Source organism: Deefgea rivuli DSM 18356 (genome assembly GCF_000620145.1).
Taxonomy (GTDB): domain Bacteria; phylum Pseudomonadota; class Gammaproteobacteria; order Burkholderiales; family Chitinibacteraceae; genus Deefgea; species Deefgea rivuli.
Map to the genome: position 1 here is coordinate 14083 of NZ_JHVM01000009.1, position 18925 is coordinate 33007.

An 18925-nucleotide genomic window follows, 5' to 3' on the forward strand; every position below is an offset into this window, starting at 1 on the left:
GACATGCAGCTAAAAATGAAATATGGCGTAATGGCCACGGTAATGCTCACGCTGTTGGGAGGTTGCGCCAATTTGGCACCGGATTACCAGCAGCCGATGGCGCCTGTTCCGGCTGGTTTTGTAAATGCCGATGGGTATATTAATAAAGGCTCTGATAAAGAAGCTCTTCATGCCAATACCCATGATGTTAATCAATGGAAGCAGGTGTTTGTTGATCCGCAATTGCAAGCAGCGATTGTGCAGTCACTAGAAAATAATCGTGACTGGCGAATTGCGATGCTCAATGTGAGTAAAGCTCGGGCGCAATATCAGTTGAGCGATGCTGAGCGTTGGCCTAGCGTGGATGCCAAAGGTAGCGGCACGAATCAACGGATTCCAACGACATCTTCAGGCGCAGCGGATTCCTATATCGCTCGCTCTTACGGTGCGAATGTGGGTATTACGAGTTTTGAGCTGGACTTTTTTGGTCGAGTGAAAAATCTAAATGAAGCCGCTTTAAGCCAATATATGGCAACGACAGAAGCGCAGCGCAGCGCGCGTTTGAGCTTGATTGCGAATGTGGCGAATGGCTGGTATAGCTTGGCTGCCGAGCAAGAACGCTTGAAGGTCGCCGAAGCCACTTTAGAGAGTCGGCAAGCATCTTTCACGCTGATTGAGCGGCGCTTTGCGGTGGGCGTCATCGGCGAGCTAGATTTGCGCGAAGCCCAAACGCTGAAGGAAAGTGCTGCGGTGGATGTGGCACGTTTTAAAAGCCAAATGCAGCAAGCGCGTAATGCCTTGCAACTCTTAGTTGGCGCGCCGGTTGAGGTCGCCAGTTTGCCTGCGGGTTGGCAAGAGCAGTCTGTACCTGGCGTGCCGAGCATTCCTGCTAATTTGGCATCCAGTGTATTGTTGCAACGCCCTGATGTATTGCAAGCCGAGCAACAATTGCGCGCGGCTAATGCCAATATCGGCGCAGCGCGTGCCGCGTTTTTCCCTAGCATTACGTTGACAGCGAATGCAGGAACGGCGAGTGCTGAGTTGGGTAATTTGTTTAAGGCGGGCAGTGGTGCGTGGCTATTTATGCCGCAAATCAATTTGCCGATTTTTGACGGTGGCCGCAATCAAGCGAATTTGGACGTAGCCAAAGTCGAGCGTGATTTGGCGCTGGCGAATTATGAAAAAGCGATTCAAAGTGGTTTTCGTGAAGTGGCGGATGGTTTAGTACAAATCGACGGCGACAGCGCACAATTGCAAGCGCAAGCGCGGGTACTGAAATCCAGTCAGCAAGCGCTAACTATCGCTGAGGCGCGTTTCCAAAAAGGCGTATCGGGCTTTCTGGAAGTGCTGATCGCCAAACGCAGCTACTATGCCGCGCAATTGGTGATGATTAATTTGCAGCAACAACAGGCGGCCAATCAGATTGGTTTGTATAAGGCGCTGGCGCTGTATTGATCGTGTTGAAGTTGTAGCGAAAAATAAAAACCCCGCATTCTGCGGGGTTTTTATTTGCTTTATATGAATCTCAATATTGATGGGTATTGCGATGTAGCAATTATTCAATAAAGGCTACAAGCAAATACCCTACTTATAAGAAGCGCGATAGCAAACGATCTGCGCGGATTCGGGAAAGTCGAGTCAGAAGTTTTTTTACTTTCTCGGGATAGGCGATCAGTGTTTCCAGCTCACGATAGTGTGTGATGCGCTGCGTATGTTGCCGAATCTGGTTTTGCTCGATTTTCGCGCTGGCAGCGAGTTCGTGCTGTGGATCGTGAATGAGTAGCGCATTTTCTAAATCGAGGCTAAACGCGCGCGGGTTCAGATTGTTGCCGGTGAGCAATTGATAATCGTCGTCGATCCAAATGCCTTTTAAGTGGTAGCTATTGCCCACATCATTCCACAGCAAAATATTTAGCTGCCCGCTTTGGATGGCGCTTTGCTGGGCTTTGGCAAAACGGCGCAAGTTCATTTCATACAAATACGGCAGCGCGCCAATGGTTTTGAATGGCTCGCTCGGCGGAATGTAAAAATCGTTGGCGGTTTTGTCGCCGATGATAATGTCGACGGTGATGCCTTTTTTAAGCTGCTGTTTAATCGCTTTGGTGACGCTGCGCGGCAAATTAAAGTAGGGCGTGCAAATAGTGATGTGCTGCTCGGCAGCGCTGATGAGTTTGACGATCAGCCGATTGAGCGGGTTGCGTTGCCCCACGCCGACCAGCGGCGTAATGGCCAATTGCTGCTGTTGCTGGCTACTACCGCTGAGGTTGTAGCGCGCGGCTTTTAAATGCTGGCGAAAGTGGCGGATGGTACTGCGAATATCTTTGGTGCTCGGAATCGGGGCGCGATCAAGTCGGTGAACCGCAGTTTGGCTCAGTAGCGCGTCTTGAATAAATTGCACCATCGCATTGGCCAGCAAAGAATTGCGTAGCAAATGGTAGCGGTCGGCACGGTAGCGATCACCAACGTGCAGGTACACATTATTCAAACTCGCACCGCTATAAATCACCGTGTCGTCGATGATAAAACCTTTTAAATGCAGCACGCCGAGCAGTTCACGCGTTTGCACCGGTATGCCATAAATCGGTACTTCGATATTGTGCTGTTGGGCTTCTTGTTGATACCAGCCCGCATTGCCCGACTGCGCCGCAGCGCCAATCAAGCCACGCTGCGCACGATGCCAATCAACCAGCACTGCGATATCGAGCTTGGGCTGACGCGCTTTGGCGGCATACAGCGCGGCCAGAATCTCGGCACCGGCTTCGTCCTGTTGCAAATACAAGGCGGCAATATAAATGCGCTGTTCCGCTTGGGCGATTTGTTCGAGTAGGCGAGTGCGAAATTGTGCCGTCGATGACAAAATTTCAACATCGACAGCGGCTTGTGGAAAGCTGGGCAGGGCACGTAAAAATGAGCGGGGAGATTCAAATAGCATGCGGACCTACGAGAGGATCGATATCGGTGACATATTGGGGCGGTGGGCTTAATTTCAAGCGCAGCCCCACCTGCAAGGGGGCGTTAAAAAAAGCAGGCTTTTGATGATCTTTAAGTCTTTTTGCTGAGTCGATCCCTCGCTGATTCTGCTAAAGCCTTAACGGCATAGACCAACCCACCCATAGGACTTGATAGATTGTATTCCTGAAGCGGATAAGTCATGCCGCTATTGAAAAGCCTTACTGCTTCTTGCTCGGTTTCGGCATAGATCACATCGCCGATGACTTCAAAACCACGACTGAGGAGTTGTTCTTTTTGCACTAAAAAAGAGTCTTCTGCCATCGCTAGCCAGCGATAATTGTCACCTTTTGCTTGTTCCAGTTTGAAAAATTGATATTTAGGCATCTTTGGACTTCCTTAGCTTAAGGTTTCTACAAGCTTTCAATTTTACTGGGTTTTCAAGAGAAGACCATTCGATAATATTTGCAGCATCTTTCGAAAAAACCTGATGCTCTGTCTGAATCTGTATCTGCTTTGGCATGAATAAAATCACAGATTTGCTTTGCCGTAGATTAAATCGGCAATTCATGTTGCTGCTGCACGCCTTGGCTCACATTCACCGTGATGCTGCCATCGGCAAATTGCACTGCCAAAGCTTCACCGGCGCGGACTGTTGTGGCGTGGCGCACCAAGCTGCCGTCGGTTCGGCTGAGCAAAGCGTAGCCGCGCGCTAAGACCGCTTGTGGATTCCAAGGTTCGAGTTTGAGCGTGGCTTGCGCAATTTGCTGTTGTTTGATTTCGATCTGTCGCTGCATCGCACGTTGCAAGCGCTGGCTGAGTTGCTCTAGTTGCGAGCGGCTGCGTTGCAAGTTTGGCCGTTGATGCGCCAAGCTCATTCGCAGGCGCAGTAGTTTTTGGCTGCGTTGCTGCATTTGTTGTTGCAGGCTGTGCTGCAAGCGCTGGCGCAAATATTGCAGCTGTTCACTTTGCCGTGCCAATTTTTGTCCCGGATGCTGCAAGCGGCGACCCAGTTGATCCAGCTGCAGCATCTTATTGTGCAAATCCCGTTCGAAAGCACGCACCAAGCGTTGTTGCTGATGATGCAAAAGATTGAGTAATTCTTGCCGATTCGGGCTCACCAATTCTGCAGCGGCGGTCGGCGTTGGCGCGCGCAGATCGGCGGCAAAGTCCGAAATCGTAAAATCAGTTTCATGGCCTACGCCGCTGACCACGGGCATATTGCAAGCGGCAATCGCGCGGGCGACGATTTCTTCGTTAAACGACCACAAGTCTTCCAAACTGCCGCCACCACGACACACAATCAGTACATCGACTTCATCACGCTCGCTGGCGGTGCGGATGGCTTTGGCGATTTGCGGTGCGGCATCCAAGCCCTGCACGGGGGTTGGGTACAAAATAATCGGCGTATTGGGCGTGCGGCGTGCCAGCGTGGCCAGTACATCACGCAGGGCGGCGGCGGCGGGGGAGGTGACGATGCCAATCGCTTTGGGATATTTGGGTAGCGGGCGCTTATTGTCTTGATCGAACAGCCCCTCGAGAGCGAGCTGTTTTTTCAGCGCTTCAAAGCGCTCAAACAGCGCGCCAAGCCCTGCAGGGCGCATGGCTTCGACGGTGAGCTGAAAGTCGCCACGCGCTTCATATAAAGTCACGACGACACGCGCCTCGACTTGCAGCCCTTCGCGCGGCTGAAAATCGAGTAGCCCCGCACGATTGCGAAACATCACACAGCGCACTTGCGCGCCAGCGTCTTTCAAGCTGAAGTAGCAATGCCCCGAATCGTAACGCTTGAAATTGGAAATTTCACCGGCCACCCACAGTTGCGGTAAACCCGTTTCTAGCAGTGTACGTACTCTTTTATTCAGTTGTGTGACAGAAACTACATTGCTTTGGGCTATTGACAAATCAGTATTCACGCGATTCTAACCTTGAATAATCCACAAAATCCTTGTTCTAAGCCACTTGGCATTAAGATTGAAAGTTGTAGTTAATGAATTGTGTTTAAGTTGTTGATTTTATTGAACTAATATGTTTTGTATAAAAAACGTGCAGCGCGTGTAAAAGTGGCAAAAATGGCGGTTTTAGTGCGCTTTTTGAAACTTCCCCACAAAGTTATCCACAGTAATAGTGGGTAAATATAAAAATCTGAATAATATCTGCGACTTAGCGGATCATTAGCGGCAGATTTTGTGCGATCTGTTGATCAGCAAACTTTTTCTTGCATCCTTGTATCACCTTGCTGCACTTAAAGTACTGACAGCGACTTCTGCGCCTTGCCACAAAACTTTTAGCTGTGTACTTAGCACTTCCCCTGCAACGGGATTCGGGCTAAAGTTACGCGGTTTTTAGCTGTCGCCCATCTTTACCACAAGGTTTTTACTATGCTCGCTATTATCGAGGCCGCAGGCTGGCCAATCTGGCTCATTATCGCCGCTTCTATTGCGACTGTGACCATTATTATTGAACGTTTACTCACGCTGCGTAAATCGCTGGTGTTGCCGCACGGTACGCTGGTGAAAGTGGTGCAAGAGTACCGTAGCCAAGGTGTTACGGCAGAATCACTGACTAAATTATCTGCTTCTAGCCCGCTGGGTCGCGTATTGGCCGCAGGCTTGAAGAACGTGAAAAGCTCACGTGAAATCATGAAAGAATCGATTGAAGAAACCGGCAGCGCCGTTGCGCATGAACTCAATCGCTATTTATCGACGCTCGGTACATTGGCGGCTGTGACGCCATTGCTGGGTTTGTTTGGTACCGTAATCGGTATGATTGAGATTTTCGGCTCGCAAGCGCCAAGCGGCGGCGGCAATCCAGCTGCGCTAGCACACGGTATTTCGATTGCGCTATACAACACCGCCTTCGGTATTATGGTTGCAGTGCCTGCGTTGATGTTTTACCGCTACTTTGCCAGCAAGGTCGATGACTTTATCGTTGAGATGGAACAGCAAGCGATCAAACTGGTAGAAATCGTCCACGGCGAACGCCACTAATCCAAACGGGCTGCGAAGCCCAAATACTGCGTTAAAAAGCGGCTCAAAATCCTCATTTACAGATGTAAACTCTGGTTTTTCGCCGCTTTTTGCCTTGTCTTTGGACTTCTCGCTCCGTTTTGAGCTTTGCTAAGGTAATAAAAACTATGAAATTCAATAAAGGCCGTCGTGGCCGCCTTGATCCGGAAATTAACTTTATTCCGCTGATCGACGTGTTATTGGTGATTTTGATTTTCTTGATGGCAACTACGACGTATTCGAAGTTTGCCGAGCTGAAAATCAATCTGCCGACAGCCGATGCCGAAAAACAAGTTGAGCAGCCACAAGCGATTCAAGTCGGTGTATCCGGTAGTGGTCAATTTATGATCAACGGCGAACCAGCACAATTCTCCAGCCCCGACGACTTCGCCGTCCAACTCCGCCGCGCCGCAGGCAGCAACGCCGACCCAATGATCGTCATCAACGCCGACGCCCAAACCAGCCACCAAAACGTCGTGAACGTCATGGAAGCGGCAAGGGTAGCGGGGTATGGCAAGCTGACGTTTGCGACTCAGACGACTGGGCAAAAGTAATTAGATGGGTTTGAAAAAAAACGGCGCTGAGGCGCCGTTTTTATTGCCAAATGTCGCGTTGTAGCAGTGATTTTTATTTAATTGTAAATAGTGATAGGATGAATTTTATGAATGCTAGAATTAAAAGAATATCTATTTTATCGACTAGTTTAGTTTCTTTTTTATGTGGTTTATTTATTTTTGTTCCATTATTGGCTGTTATGGCGATTTTAAATTCATTCAACTCTGGCTATGAAATGGAACATCCATTTTTCTTTGTTTTTATGCTGTTTATATGCTCTTTAACATTTGCACTTTGCTGCACCTTGGGAGTAGTTGCATATAACTTAATAAGCAGATTGGGGATACGATTTAATTTAATGATTGAAGTTGATGAGATTGAGGAAACATAAGATTTAATCTCATGGGAACTGTTTAGCTCGTAGGATGGGTGGAGCCGTTTTTTTTTTGGCGATACTCATCAATAGGCGTATGAATTTGATGGGTATCGCTTCGCTCCACCCATCCTACAGTGTGAATGTATATGATTGCAGGCTTTTATTTTCAATGTTTCGCTGGCAATACATCTAATTTATTACTTAATCGTCGGTCTGGTGTTTGAGATCCCTTGTATCAAGCCGAGCGAGGAACAAGCGGCAAGGGGGTTTCGGCGGTTTCTGTTTTGTTAAAACCCGCCGCCTTGCCGATTGTCCGCAGCGAGGGAATCCGACGAAGTCGGACGCAGATACTAGGGCGGCCTTCTTTTGCTTACTTTTCTTGGCCGTTCAAGAAAAGTCAGTGCCGCGCGGCATGAGCGCGACCATGTTAATTAGAAAGCTAGAGCTTTAAGGTAAACATTGCATTCGCTGGCAAGCCAGCTCCCACGATGATCCATCTATGAATATTGAATCTTTCCTTAACCGCATTTGGTACAACCGCCTTTCAATTTGGGCGATCTTGCTGTGGCCGCTCTCAATGCTATTTGCGCTGCTAGCAAGCCTCAACAAATTGCTCTACCGCTGCAAAATCAAATCGACCATCAGACTCCCTGTTCCAGTGATTGTCGTCGGCAACATCACTGTTGGTGGCACAGGTAAAACACCATTAACGGTTTATTTGGCACAAGAGTTAACGAAGCTCGGCTGGAATGTCGGCATCATTTCGAGAGGGTATGCACGTGCAGGCATTGATGCGAATGCGCCACTGGCAGTTACCCCGCAAAGCGATCCTGCTGAGGTTGGTGATGAGCCTTTGCTATTAGCACGCGCAACAGGCGTACCCGTGTTTGTCGCCAGACAACGGGCAATGGCGGGACTGGCTTTATTGGCCGCGCATCCGACTGTAAATGTGCTGTTGTGTGACGATGGTTTGCAACATCATGCACTGGCACGGGATATTGAGCTGTGTGTGATTGACGGCGCGCGCGGCTTGGGGAATGGTTTGCGCCTGCCTGCGGGGCCGCTGCGCGAAGCGCCGCGCCGTTTGCGTAGTGTTTCGGCGCTGGTCGTCAATGGCGGCAATGCGGCTTTAACTCTGCCGCATTCAACGCCACAATTTACGATGCGCTTGCAAGCGCAGACCTGCTACCAATTAACGTACTCTGAAGTGCGGCGCACAGCGAGCGATTTTGCCGATGACACGCTGACCGCAATGCCCGGTATCGGCAATCCTGCGCGTTTTTTTGCGACTTTACGGGATTTAAATTACCGCTTTGCTGAGCAGGCGATGCCCGATCATCATGCGTTTTCAGTGCAGGATTTGCCCCAGAATGGGGCGGTTATCGTGACTGAAAAAGACGCCGTAAAACTCGCAGCCTTAAATTTGGGCGCAGACGGTGATAGAATCTGGGTTTTGCCAGTGGCCGCACAGATTGAACCGAATCTGGCCGACTGGCTCGACGCACAATTAAGGAATCTCTAAATGGACGCCAAGCTACTGGAAATTCTGGTCAGCCCTGTTTCAAAAGGCCCGTTGACGTACGATAAGGCGAAACAGGAGTTGATCTCTAAAGCGGATCGTTTGGCTTTTCCGATTAAGGACGGTATTCCGGTGATGCTAGTGAGCGAAGCGCGCGAGCTTGGCCCGGACGAGGTTTAAATATGTCATTCGTCGCCATCATTCCCGCCCGCATGCAGTCCACACGTTTACCGAATAAACCGCTGGCCGATATTGCTGGCAAGCCGATGGTGGTGCGGGTGCTTGAGCAAGCGCTGCAATCGGATGCCGAAATGGTGGTCGTGGCCTGCGATGATATGGCGATTCAAGATGCGGTCACCGTTGCGGGTTACGTCTGCATGTTGACGCGCTCTGACCATCCATCGGGTACGGATCGACTGGCTGAAATGGTCGATAGGCTGGAGTTGCCAGACGACGCGATTGTGGTGAATGTGCAAGGCGACGAGCCGCTGATTGATCCTGAGCTGATTAACGCCGTTGCGGCGCATTTGGCGTCAGACGCCAGCCTCTCGATGGCGACGGCGAGCCACACCATTGATAACGCCGATGATTTTTTCAATCCAAACGTGGTGAAAGTCGTCTGCAATGCGGCCAGCCAAGCGCTGTATTTCAGCCGCGCGCCGATCCCGTGGGATAGAGATAGTTTCGCCGATGACAATAGTGATGAAGACTGGGTATTGCCAGCTGAGCTAGATGCACAAAGGCATATCGGCATATACGCCTATAGGGCCGGTTTTTTGCGCACGTATCAATCGCTAGCGCCATCGGCCTTGGAAAATATCGAAAAGCTCGAACAACTGCGCGTGCTGTGGCACGGCTACAAAATCGGCGTTTACCGCACCGCACAAGCCCCCGCAGCGGGCGTGGATACGCAAGAAGACCTAGACCGCGTGCGTAGCGTGTTTGCAGCGAAGCTTTAAAAAATAATAAAAATAGGATCACGAAAGGCACGAACACAATTCAAAAAACACGAAAGTAAGATCAATATTTTTGGATTTTAAATGAATTTAAAAGTTGTTTTCGTGTGTTTCGTTCTTTGTTCGTGTTGTTCGTGATCCCCTTAGTCTTTGAATTTCGTTGTTAATAATATTCACTCAAACCACAGGAAAACTGAGAATGCGATTGATTCTTTTGGGCGCGCCCGGCGCTGGTAAAGGCACACAAGCTAACTTCATCCGCGAGCAATTTGGGATTCCACAAATCTCGACGGGCGATATGCTGCGCGCAGCCGTGAAAGCGGGAACGCCTTTGGGTCTGGAAGCCAAAGCAATTATGGATGCCGGTGGTTTGGTGCGCGATGACATCATTATTGGTTTGGTGAAAGAGCGGATTACTGAAGCCGATTGCAAAAATGGCTTTTTGTTCGACGGTTTTCCACGCACGATTCCACAAGCTGAAGCGATGATCGCTGCCGGTGTTGAGATCGATTACGTCGTCGAAATCGATGTGCCTGATGCCAATATTGTTGATCGCATGGCTGGCCGCCGCGTGCACGTGGCTTCTGGCCGCACTTACCACATCAAATACAATCCACCGAAAGTGGAAGGTATTGATGATGAAACGGGCGAGCCTTTAGTGCAGCGCGATGACGACAAAGAAGAAGTCGTACTCAAACGTTTGGGCGTGTACCACGAACAAACTGAAATCTTGGTGAGCTTCTACGGCAAAATGGCCGCTTCTGGCGATGCCAAAGCGCCAAAATACATTAAAATCGACGGCACACAAGCAGTTGATGCGGTGCGTGAGCAAACATTGAAAGCGCTTGGTGCTTAATTTGTATTAGGTGTTTCAATGAAAAAAGCCACTTTGAGAAAAGTGGCTTTTTTTTTACGTCTATTTGGGCTGTTTCGTGACCTTTGGGCGATTTTAGCGGCTGTTTCTATTGGCGAGCGCGCAATTCACAATTAAATTTTAATTACTCACGAATCATGAACTGGAAGCTGTGGGAGCGGGCTCGCCCGCGACGCGGTGCATTCGCAGGTAAGCTATTTCTATGAGGCGATCCCCGTTCAGGAAAATCCCTATCGCGTAATTTGTTGCAGCGCGCAAAATGAGGCCTCACTTTGATCCATCCCTTTCAGGGAATTTTTGTCTGCCGGAGTTCATCATGCCCATGAATGCCCTATATGCTCAGTCTGGTGGTGTAACGCCAGTGATAAATGCCTCGGCTGCCGGTGTGATTTCCGCCGCAAGGCAGCATCCTAGCCATATTGGGCGTATTTTTGCTGCCAAAAATGGCATTTTAGGCGTGCTGCACGAAGAACTGATTGATACCGCGTGTTTGACTACGGCAGATTTAGCGCAACTCAAAGCCACCCCTGGCGGCGCATTTGGTTCGTGTCGACACAAAATTAAAACTGAAGCCGAATTGGCGCGACTGTTGGCAGTGCTTAAAGCGTGGGATATTGGCTATTTCTTTTATAACGGCGGCGGAGATTCAGCTGATACCTGCTTAAAAGTGGCCGAATTAGCGCAAGCTGCCGGATATCCCTTGCTGGCGATTCATGTACCCAAAACCATCGATAACGATCTACCGCATACCGATAATTCGCCAGGCTTTGGTTCTGTAGCTAAATACGTCGCCACATCAGTGCGTGAAGCGGGTTTAGACGTGGCGTCGATGGCCGCCAGCTCGACTAAGGTATTTATTTTAGAAGTAATGGGGCGGCATACAGGCTGGATTGCAGCGGCGAGTGGTTTGGCGGCGCGAACTGAAGGCGAGCCGCCGCATCTCATTTTATTGCCTGAAGTGGCGGTGAATGAAGAGCGGCTGTTGGCTGCGGTGGAAAATACCGTAGCGAGGTATGGCTATTGCGTCATTGTTGCCGCTGAAGGCGCGAAAGATACCCAAGGCAATTTTTTGGCTGAAGCCGGTGGGACGGACGCATTTGGTCATGTGCAATTGGGTGGTACAGCGCCATATTTGGCCGCACTGATTAAAGCGCGCTGTGGTTTTAAGTGTCATTGGTCGGTTGCCGATTATCTGCAACGCGCCGCGCGGCATATCGCCTCAGCCACTGATTTGGCGCAAGCGATTGCCGTTGGCGAAGCTGCGGTGAAATTGGCCGTTGCAGGGCAGGGCGGCATGATGACGACGATCGAGCGATTGAGCGATGCGCCGTACACTTGGGATATCGGCGCAGTGCCGCTGGGCGTCGTCGCCAATTGCGAAAAACCGCTACCCCCTGAATTTATCACCGCCGATGGTTTTGGTATCACCGCTGAAGCAAGGCGCTATTTCGCACCACTGATCGCCGGGGAAGCGCCGCCACCGTATGTGGATGGCCTGCCCGATTATGGCTCGTGGGTCTGGTCAATTGAGCCGCCGTGCTTGCCGGGATTTAAGCCGTAGCTTGTAGTTAAAGTACTTATTTATAAAATAAAATTAAGGCGAAAAAAATGGCACTTTAAAGTGCCATTTTTTTATTCAAACTATCTTTTTTCAGATCAATTATTTTGCTTTGCGACGACGTGCAGCCAATAAGCCGAGCAAGCCCATACCCATCAAAGCATAAGTTTCTGGTTCTGGAACGGGAGCTACAGATGTCGTAAATGTTACAGATTGCCCAGCAGTAAATGGTAGGCCATTCCAGTTAACGTAAAGATTGTTCGCGTCATGGGAAAGGTTGGCGTTTGATAAACCAGCTACGCCTGTATTTGTAAGAATAGAGAACGAGGTGAAATCGCTTAATTGATTATTTACATCTGAAATGCGGAAGCCGTTAAAAGCGGTCTGAGTCCAGGTTGAACCATAGGTGAAAGTTGTTGTTATGTTACTACCAGCAAGGTCAATCTTAAAGTACGGTGTAAAATTGGCTTGAGTGCCTTCTGTTACCGAAATAGGACTGCTGTAGTTAGAGTTGACATTAGGAAATAAATATTGGAATTCAACGGTTTTCCCATCAAATACGGCAGCATTGGCAAGCATTGAGGCTGATGCAAAAGCAATTGCAAGTAAAGTGTGTTTCATTTGTAAACCCTGTTTAAGTTATGCGTTGAGAGTAGGTATTATCAGGGGAAATCCCTACTTGCACAATTTATTTTGGGTGTTGAATTATTTTTTAGGTGTTGGTGTGATGTTTGATCGCGATTGATATCTTGCTTCGACCTAGAGTCTGTTGACGTTTGGTTCATGATCGCGCTGGAGCGCTTTGGGTTTGGCGGCTCTTGGCCTGATGCTGCGTTACAAAGGACTAACTTAGAATGACTACGTGGCGCGCTTCGTGCCTTGCCTCAGGCCAAAATCCGCGCAAACGCGGCTGGCAAACCAAGCGTCAACAGACTCTAAGTTAATTCTCACTGCATACAGCATTGATTGTCACTTAGCTTAATGTTGTAACCAGGAATTTACGCCTATTTTTATTTTTTCTGGCAAATTTTCTTGTAGGCAATCTACCTCAAGCAAATCATCCATCCCACGCAACCAAGTCAATTGTCGCTTGGCGAGTTGCCGTGTTGCGGCGAGGCCTTTTTCTGTACAGGTTTTTAGATCAACCTGTCCATCCAAATATTCCCATGCTTGGCGGTAGCCGACGCAGCGCATTGATGGTAAATCCAAACTTAGCGGATATTTAGCTCTCAGCATGCGGACTTCATCAAATAAACCACCTGCCAGCATTTGCTCGAAGCGTAACGCGATGCGTTGATGCAGCACGGCTCTGTCGCTAGGAACTAATGCAATTTTTAACAGCTTATAGGGGAGTATTTCTCTAGCTGGCTCTGCTAATAAGGTCGACATGGCAATACCCGACAGTGTGCAAACTTCTAGTGCACGCTCGATTCGCTGCGTGTCATTTGGGTCTAGCCGTGCTGCGGTGATCGGATCGAGTGCCGCGAGGCGTTGATGCATTGCTAGCCAACCCAATTCAGCGGCATCGCGATGAATTTGCTCGCGTAGCTCGGCGTTGGCCGTTGGTAGATCGTGTATGCCTTGTTGCAAGGTATTGAAATACAGCATCGTGCCGCCGACCAGCACCGGCACTTTGCCACGCGCGGTGATGTCCGCCATCAACGCCAAGGCATCAAGGCGAAATTGCGCGGCAGAATAGACTTCGGTTGGGTCAATAATGTCGATCAAATGATGCGGTGCGCGCGCGAGTTCCGCTTTGGTCGGCTTAGCGCTGCCGATGTCCATATCTTTGAACACCAAGGCTGAATCGACTGAAATCAATTCAACCGGCATGCCCGATTCCAGCAAATGCATCGCCGCCGCTGTTTTGCCGCTGGCGGTCGGGCCCATGATGAAGATGGCGGGAGGGAGGTTTGATTTCGTCATTTTATTGCCCCCGCATAAACATTTTATCGAGATCATTCATCGTCAGGCGGAACCAAGTTGGGCGGCCGTGATTGCATTGGCCGCTTCGTTCAGTCACTTCCATTTCGCGCAGTAGTGCGTTCATTTCGGGAATGGTCAATGCGCGGTTGGCGCGCACTGAGCCGTGGCAGGCCATTGTGGCGAGTAGCTCGTTGCGGCGGCCAGACAACACTTGCGAGACGCCGACTTGGCGAATATCTCTGAGCATCGCTTGCGCCAATTCAACGGGGTTGCTGCCTTGCAACAGCATCGGCACAGCGCGTACCGAGAGCTGCGTTGGCGAGGTTACTGAAATCTCGAGACCTAAATCGGCGAGTTGTTCACCAAAGTCTTCGACGGTGGCGACATCGAATTTATCGGCGCTAAACACGTGCGGAATCAAGAGCGGTTGCATCGGCATTTCAGCCAGATCTAGCGCTGTTTTAAGCTTTTCGTAGACCACGCGTTCGTGCGCCGCATGCATATCGACGACGATCAGGCCTTCAGGAGCTTGGCTTAAGATGTAAACACCGTGCAATTGCCCGAGCGCGAAGCCGAGTGGTGGAATGCCATTTTCGTCGCTTGCGGGCAATGTGGTTTTAGTCGTGGCCACATTGCTCGCCAGCCACGGTGCGTGGGCTGGGTCGCGTTGGGATTGGCTAGGAGTAGCAGTAAAAGCGCCTGCGCCGCCGATGGGGGCGGGGCTGGTCTCGTTGACGACGCGGTTGCTTGGCGTGCCAAATGAGTAACGCATTTCACTGGCCGTCGCGTGCTCTGCCGTGCTGTCTGAGGCGTGATGTGCGCCTGCTTCGCGGTACATATCAAGTGTACTTGCTTCGCGGCGTAGGTCGCCGAACATGGTTTCAAAAACTTTCATTCCTTCGCCAGCGGCAGGCGCGAGCGGGATGTGTTGTTGCCGCGCAGCCATTTGGGCGTAGTCTTGTGGTTTGAGATTTGATGCAGGAGGTATTAACTTGGCGGCTATGATTTCACCTGTTTCCGTGTCAATACTATCTGTATTTTCTGGCAGGGCACCAGCTTTAGTTTTTGCTAGGGCTTTCGATAAGCTGGTAATCAAAAAGCGATAAATTGCTTGGCTTTCGCGGAAACGCACTTCGATTTTGGTCGGGTGCACATTGACGTCAACGCCTTCGGGATCCATTTCCAAAAATAGGCAAAACGACGCATGCAGATTATGGTGCAACACATCGCGATACGCTTCGCGCAGCGCGTGCATGACGACTTTATCGCGTACGAAACGGCCATTCACAAAGAAATATTGCGCTTCGCGGCTGGTTTTTCCCAAGGTCGGCGAGCCGGTAATGCCATGCAATCTTAGCGTACCAAAACCTTCATCGACCGCAATGCCCGAGCGTACAAAATCGTCGCCAATAATCGCGCCCGCGCGCTGCGCCATATCGCCGGCGAGCCAGCGCTGCTGCGCCTTGCCGTTGTGGATCACCGTAAACTGAACTTGCGGATTAGCCAGCGCGAGCCGTTCGATCATTGCGGCGCAGTGCGCGTATTCGGTGCTATCGGACTTCAGAAATTTTTTGCGCGCGGGAACCTGATGATAGAGATCATGCACTTCAATTGTCGTTCCGGCGGCGAGCGCGGCCGGTTCTGGATCGAGCATCTTGCCGTGATCGGCCTCAACGCGCCATGCGTGCGGCGACAATTGGCCGTTGTCTGCAAAGCGGCTCGTTAAACTGAGCCGCGACACCGACGCAATCGACGCTAAACCTTCACCGCGAAAACCGAGCGTTGCCACTTGCGCTAGATCGTCCATGCTGGCGATTTTGCTGGTCGCGTGGCGATGCAGCGCCAGTTCTAAATCGTCTTTGGCAATGCCGCAGCCGTCGTCAATCACTTTGATGAGCTTGGTGCCGCCCGCTTGCAATTCAATTTGCAGCTGCGTACTGCCTGCATCGATGCTGTTTTCGAGCAGCTCTTTGAGCGCAGACGCAGGGCGTTCAACCACTTCGCCAGCGGCGATTTGATTGACCAAATGATCGGAAAGTCTTTGAATACGTGGCATAAGGGCTGAGCTAGGTACGATTACAATGAGGCAGAAGTATAACAGCGCTTAGCTTGAATCGTGATTGAATTGGGGCTGGTAGATTGGGACGCGTGCTAAGTAAAATCAAAAGCTAGAATGGTCCACGAAACGCACGAAAGTTAAATTTTAGTTTGATTTTTTTTTGCCTGTTTTGACTTTTATTCGTGATTTTCGTGTCTTTTGTGGATAAGGTGTTTGACCTAGGTTTAGCTTTGCGCGATGCGTGTTTTGGCCAGTGGTGGATTTTTGGCGAAATAGCGCTTGATGCCTTTGTGCAAAGCTTGCGCCATTTTTTGTTGGTACTCTTCCGAAATCAGTTTTTGTTCTTCTGCGGGATTAGAAATAAACGCGGTTTCGACCAGAATCGACGGAATATCCGGCGCTTTGAGCACCGCGAAGCTGGCTTGCTCGACATTCGGTTTATGCAGGCGATTGATACTGCCCAATTCGCCGAGCATCGCTTTGCCCAGTTTCATGCTGTCGTTTATCGTCGCCGTAGTAGTTAAATCCATTAGCGTTTTGGCCAGATAGGGATCTTCGCCTTTGATTTTGATGCCGCCAATTAAATCGGCATTATTTTGCGTTTGCGCCAACCAACGCGCTTGTGCGCTGGTCGCGCCGCCCTCAGACAGCGCAAACACCGACGAGCCATTTGCATCGGCGCGTACAAAGGCATCGGCATGAATCGATACAAATAAATCGGCATTCACCGCACGAGCTTTTTTGACGCGTACACCCAGCGGTACAAAATAATCGCCATCGCGGGTGAGCACCACGCGCACGTTCGTCTCGTTATCAAGTAGTGCTTTGAGCTTTTTGGCGATTGCAAGCACAACAGTTTTTTCATATGTTCCAGAGGGGCCCACTGCGCCCGGATCTTCGCCGCCATGACCCGGGTCGAGCACAACGGTAATCAAACGGTCGACTTTCAGTTTGCTGCGATCGACTGTCGCTTCGGCTGATTTTGGCTCAGAGGCTTTGTTTTCTTTGCTATCAGGTGTTTTGGCTTCGGCGGTTTTACTTTCGGATGCTTTATTTTCAGGCGTTTTGGCGATATTGCTGCTGACGGTGGGTTTGGCAGCGTCGTTCAGTAGCGCCAATAGTGGATCGTTTTGCACCGTAGGGTACAAATCAATGACCAAGCGATGCTTGTATTCGCCAAACGGCGTTAGCGTAAAAACTTGTGGACTAACTTGGGTTTTTAGATCCAGCACCAAGCGCACGGTGCCTGGCTTATTGCGCCCAGCACGCAGCAATTTGATATAAGGATCATCATCGCCGACTTTGCTGGCCAAACTTTGCAGTTCGCTATTAAGATCAATGCCGTTTAAATCGACGACTAAACGTTCAGGATCTTTGACTAAAAATTGATTAAAAGTCAGCGGTTCAGATGATTCAATCGTCACGCGGGTATAGGCCGCAGCAGGCCAGACGCGCACGGCGACAATGCTGGCCGCCGCAGCCAAGCTAACGGGGCTAACCGATAAAATCAGCGTGGCAGCCGCAGCGCGCAGCACGTCGCGGCGCTTCAGTGGAAACGTCGGGTTTATTTCGCTGCTAAGGTCAAAGCGTTCTGGCATGTTTGGCCTAACTCACTGGTGGCGCATAGTAAAAGTTGTCGGCCTTCGCCTTCCGGCCGCAATTGGATAATCCAGTCGGGCGCGGGAAGTTGGCCGCTGGCTTGATCGGCCCATTCGATCAGGCAGATCGATTCGGCATTAAAATACTCTCTGAATCCGGCATCTTCCCATTCGCTGGGGTCATTAAATCGATATAAATCAAAGTGATAAAAGTATAAGTTAGAATCCGGTTTAAGTCCAAGCAAAGAGTAAGGCTCAACCAAGGTATAAGTTGGGCTTTTAACGCGGCCTTCAAAACCAAATCCACGCAAAATGCCGCGCGTCAACGTGGTTTTTCCTGCGCCTAAATTACCCTCTAAAAACACCACCATGCCGGGGGCGAGCACTTGCGCCAGTTGGCGGCCGAAGGCCAGTGTGGCGTCTTCGTCACTTAAAAACGCACTGAACGCGGTATCATCTGCGATATGACTGAATTTATACATCCATCACCCGGTAGTTTGAATTATGCGGATTTAGCGCAATCGATTAAAGATTGGGCGCTGGAACTCGGCTTTGCGCGTGCCGCGATTGCCAATATTGATTTAAGCCACGCGGAAGCGGGTTTAGAGCAATGGTTGGCGGCTGGATTTCACGGCGAAATGGATTATATGGCAAGGCACGGTTTAAAACGCGCCCGACCGGCAGAATTAGTCCCTGGCACGGTGGCCGCGATTACTGTGTTCATGCCGTATCTGACTGGCGGCGTTGATCCATCTACCGTTCTGGCCGATACCAGCAAGGCGTATATTTCACGTTATGCGCTGGGGCGTGATTATCACAAAGTTTTGCGTTCGCGTCTGCAACAGCTTGCCGATAAAATTACCGCTGCAGTGGGGCCGTATGGGCATCGGGTTTTTGTCGATTCAGCGCCGATTCTCGAAGTCGAGCTGGCTAAGCAGGGCGGTAATGGTTGGCGCGGTAAACATAGCCTGCTGATTAACCGCGAATATGGCTCGTTTTTCTTTCTGGGCGAGCTCTTGGTGGATATCCCTTTGCCGGTCGATCCGCCGATGGAAAAAGAGCATTGCGGCAAATGCACCGCCTGTATCGATATTTGCCCGACGCAGGCGATTGTGGCGCCGTACACCGTTGATGCGCGGCGCTGTGTTTCGTATTTGACGATAGAGCTGAAAGGCGCGATTCCTGTTGAATTTCGCAGCATGATCGGCAATCGCGTGTACGGTTGTGATGATTGCCAACTGGTTTGCCCGTGGAATCGTTTTGCCGCCCCTAGCCCTGAAACTGATTTTGCGATTCGACATGGTTTGGACGACGTGAGTTTAGTTGAGCTATTTGCTTGGACTGAAGTTCAGTTCACACAAAAAATGGCCGGCAGCCCGATTTACCGGATTGGCTATGCCGCATGGCTGCGCAATTTGGCGGTGGGTTTGGGGAATGCCACGACTTCAGATGAAGTGATCGCTGCATTAATGGCACGGCGTGAGATTGAAGATGACATGGTGCGTGAGCATATTCTCTGGGCTTTAGTGCAACATGGGGTATATTGATGTATGCCTTGTTTATTAAGA

17 protein-coding genes and 1 pseudogene are annotated in these 18925 nt (G+C 50.3%); 10 read left to right on the top strand and 8 right to left on the bottom strand.

Features of this window, described 5'->3' with window-relative positions:
* Positions 1-3 precede the first annotated feature (3 nt).
* On the top strand, positions 4-1434 hold the full coding sequence (locus Q320_RS0104315; RefSeq protein WP_051534460.1) for an efflux transporter outer membrane subunit: 1431 nt from the start codon (positions 4-6) through the stop codon (positions 1432-1434).
* A 133-nt stretch (positions 1435-1567) separates the two neighbouring features.
* Here Q320_RS0104315 and pssA read toward each other — a convergent pair whose 3' ends face one another.
* The 3 genes from pssA to xseA form a co-directional block, all read right to left on the bottom strand.
* Positions 1568-2911, bottom strand: coding sequence for a CDP-diacylglycerol--serine O-phosphatidyltransferase (pssA, locus tag Q320_RS0104320; RefSeq protein ID WP_027467987.1), 1344 nt, complete (start codon positions 2909-2911; stop codon positions 1568-1570).
* A 110-nt stretch (positions 2912-3021) separates the two neighbouring features.
* Positions 3022-3315 (bottom strand): hypothetical protein, encoded by a 294-nt coding sequence (locus tag Q320_RS0104325; RefSeq protein WP_027467988.1) that lies wholly within the window; start codon positions 3313-3315, stop codon positions 3022-3024.
* Positions 3316-3482: 167 nt separating this feature from the next.
* Positions 3483-4844 carry an exodeoxyribonuclease VII large subunit gene (xseA, locus tag Q320_RS0104335; RefSeq protein WP_027467990.1) on the bottom strand — a complete coding sequence of 454 codons (1362 nt, stop codon included), beginning with the start codon at positions 4842-4844 and terminating at the stop codon, positions 3483-3485.
* 465 nt (positions 4845-5309) lie between these two features.
* On the opposite strand from xseA, the gene Q320_RS0104340 reads away from it, so the two are divergent.
* From Q320_RS0104340 to Q320_RS0104375, 8 genes are all read left to right on the top strand, one after another.
* Positions 5310-5918: a MotA/TolQ/ExbB proton channel family protein gene (locus tag Q320_RS0104340; protein WP_027467991.1), complete on the top strand. Its 609-nt coding sequence runs from the start codon at positions 5310-5312 to the stop codon at positions 5916-5918.
* Positions 5919-6064: 146 nt separating this feature from the next.
* Positions 6065-6490, top strand: a complete 426-nt coding sequence (locus Q320_RS0104345; RefSeq protein WP_027467992.1) for an ExbD/TolR family protein — start codon at positions 6065-6067, stop codon at positions 6488-6490.
* 107 nt (positions 6491-6597) lie between these two features.
* Positions 6598-6882 carry a hypothetical protein gene (locus Q320_RS21470; RefSeq protein ID WP_156938975.1) on the top strand — a complete coding sequence of 95 codons (285 nt, stop codon included), beginning with the start codon at positions 6598-6600 and terminating at the stop codon, positions 6880-6882.
* 484 nt (positions 6883-7366) lie between these two features.
* Complete coding sequence (gene lpxK / locus Q320_RS0104350) at positions 7367-8389, top strand: tetraacyldisaccharide 4'-kinase (protein WP_035852275.1); 1023 nt, start codon at positions 7367-7369, stop codon at positions 8387-8389.
* Positions 8390-8566, top strand: a complete 177-nt coding sequence (locus Q320_RS0104355; protein ID WP_027467994.1) for a Trm112 family protein — start codon at positions 8390-8392, stop codon at positions 8564-8566.
* A 2-nt stretch (positions 8567-8568) separates the two neighbouring features.
* The gene (gene kdsB, locus Q320_RS0104360) at positions 8569-9345 is read left to right on the top strand and encodes a 3-deoxy-manno-octulosonate cytidylyltransferase (RefSeq protein WP_027467995.1); all 777 of its coding nucleotides are present in this window, start codon (positions 8569-8571) and stop codon (positions 9343-9345) included.
* Positions 9346-9541: 196 nt separating this feature from the next.
* Positions 9542-10198 carry an adenylate kinase gene (gene adk, locus Q320_RS0104365; RefSeq protein WP_027467996.1) on the top strand — a complete coding sequence of 219 codons (657 nt, stop codon included), beginning with the start codon at positions 9542-9544 and terminating at the stop codon, positions 10196-10198.
* A gap of 334 nt (positions 10199-10532) precedes the next feature.
* Positions 10533-11777, top strand: coding sequence for a 6-phosphofructokinase (locus Q320_RS0104375; protein WP_027467997.1), 1245 nt, complete (start codon positions 10533-10535; stop codon positions 11775-11777).
* A 99-nt stretch (positions 11778-11876) separates the two neighbouring features.
* Here the strand turns inward: Q320_RS0104375 and Q320_RS22190 are convergent.
* The 5 genes and pseudogenes from Q320_RS22190 to tsaE all read right to left on the bottom strand — a co-directional run.
* A pseudogene (locus Q320_RS22190) lies at positions 11877-11975 on the bottom strand (PEP-CTERM sorting domain-containing protein); the annotation flags it as partial.
* A gap of 777 nt (positions 11976-12752) precedes the next feature.
* Positions 12753-13700, bottom strand: a complete 948-nt coding sequence (gene miaA / locus Q320_RS0104385; RefSeq protein WP_027467999.1) for a tRNA (adenosine(37)-N6)-dimethylallyltransferase MiaA — start codon at positions 13698-13700, stop codon at positions 12753-12755.
* Position 13701: 1 nt separating this feature from the next.
* Entirely contained in the window at positions 13702-15756 is a 2055-nt protein-coding gene (gene mutL, locus Q320_RS0104390) for a DNA mismatch repair endonuclease MutL (RefSeq protein ID WP_027468000.1), read from the bottom strand.
* A 227-nt stretch (positions 15757-15983) separates the two neighbouring features.
* The gene (locus tag Q320_RS0104395; RefSeq protein ID WP_051534461.1) at positions 15984-17357 is read right to left on the bottom strand and encodes an N-acetylmuramoyl-L-alanine amidase; all 1374 of its coding nucleotides are present in this window, start codon (positions 17355-17357) and stop codon (positions 15984-15986) included.
* The gene (gene tsaE, locus Q320_RS0104400) at positions 17324-17821 is read right to left on the bottom strand and encodes a tRNA (adenosine(37)-N6)-threonylcarbamoyltransferase complex ATPase subunit type 1 TsaE (RefSeq protein ID WP_027468002.1); all 498 of its coding nucleotides are present in this window, start codon (positions 17819-17821) and stop codon (positions 17324-17326) included. The genes Q320_RS0104395 and tsaE overlap by 34 nt, the downstream gene beginning before the upstream one ends.
* On the opposite strand from tsaE, the gene queG reads away from it, so the two are divergent.
* Positions 17822-18904 carry a tRNA epoxyqueuosine(34) reductase QueG gene (gene queG / locus Q320_RS0104405; protein ID WP_051534462.1) on the top strand — a complete coding sequence of 361 codons (1083 nt, stop codon included), beginning with the start codon at positions 17822-17824 and terminating at the stop codon, positions 18902-18904.
* Positions 18905-18925: the final 21 nt, after the last annotated feature.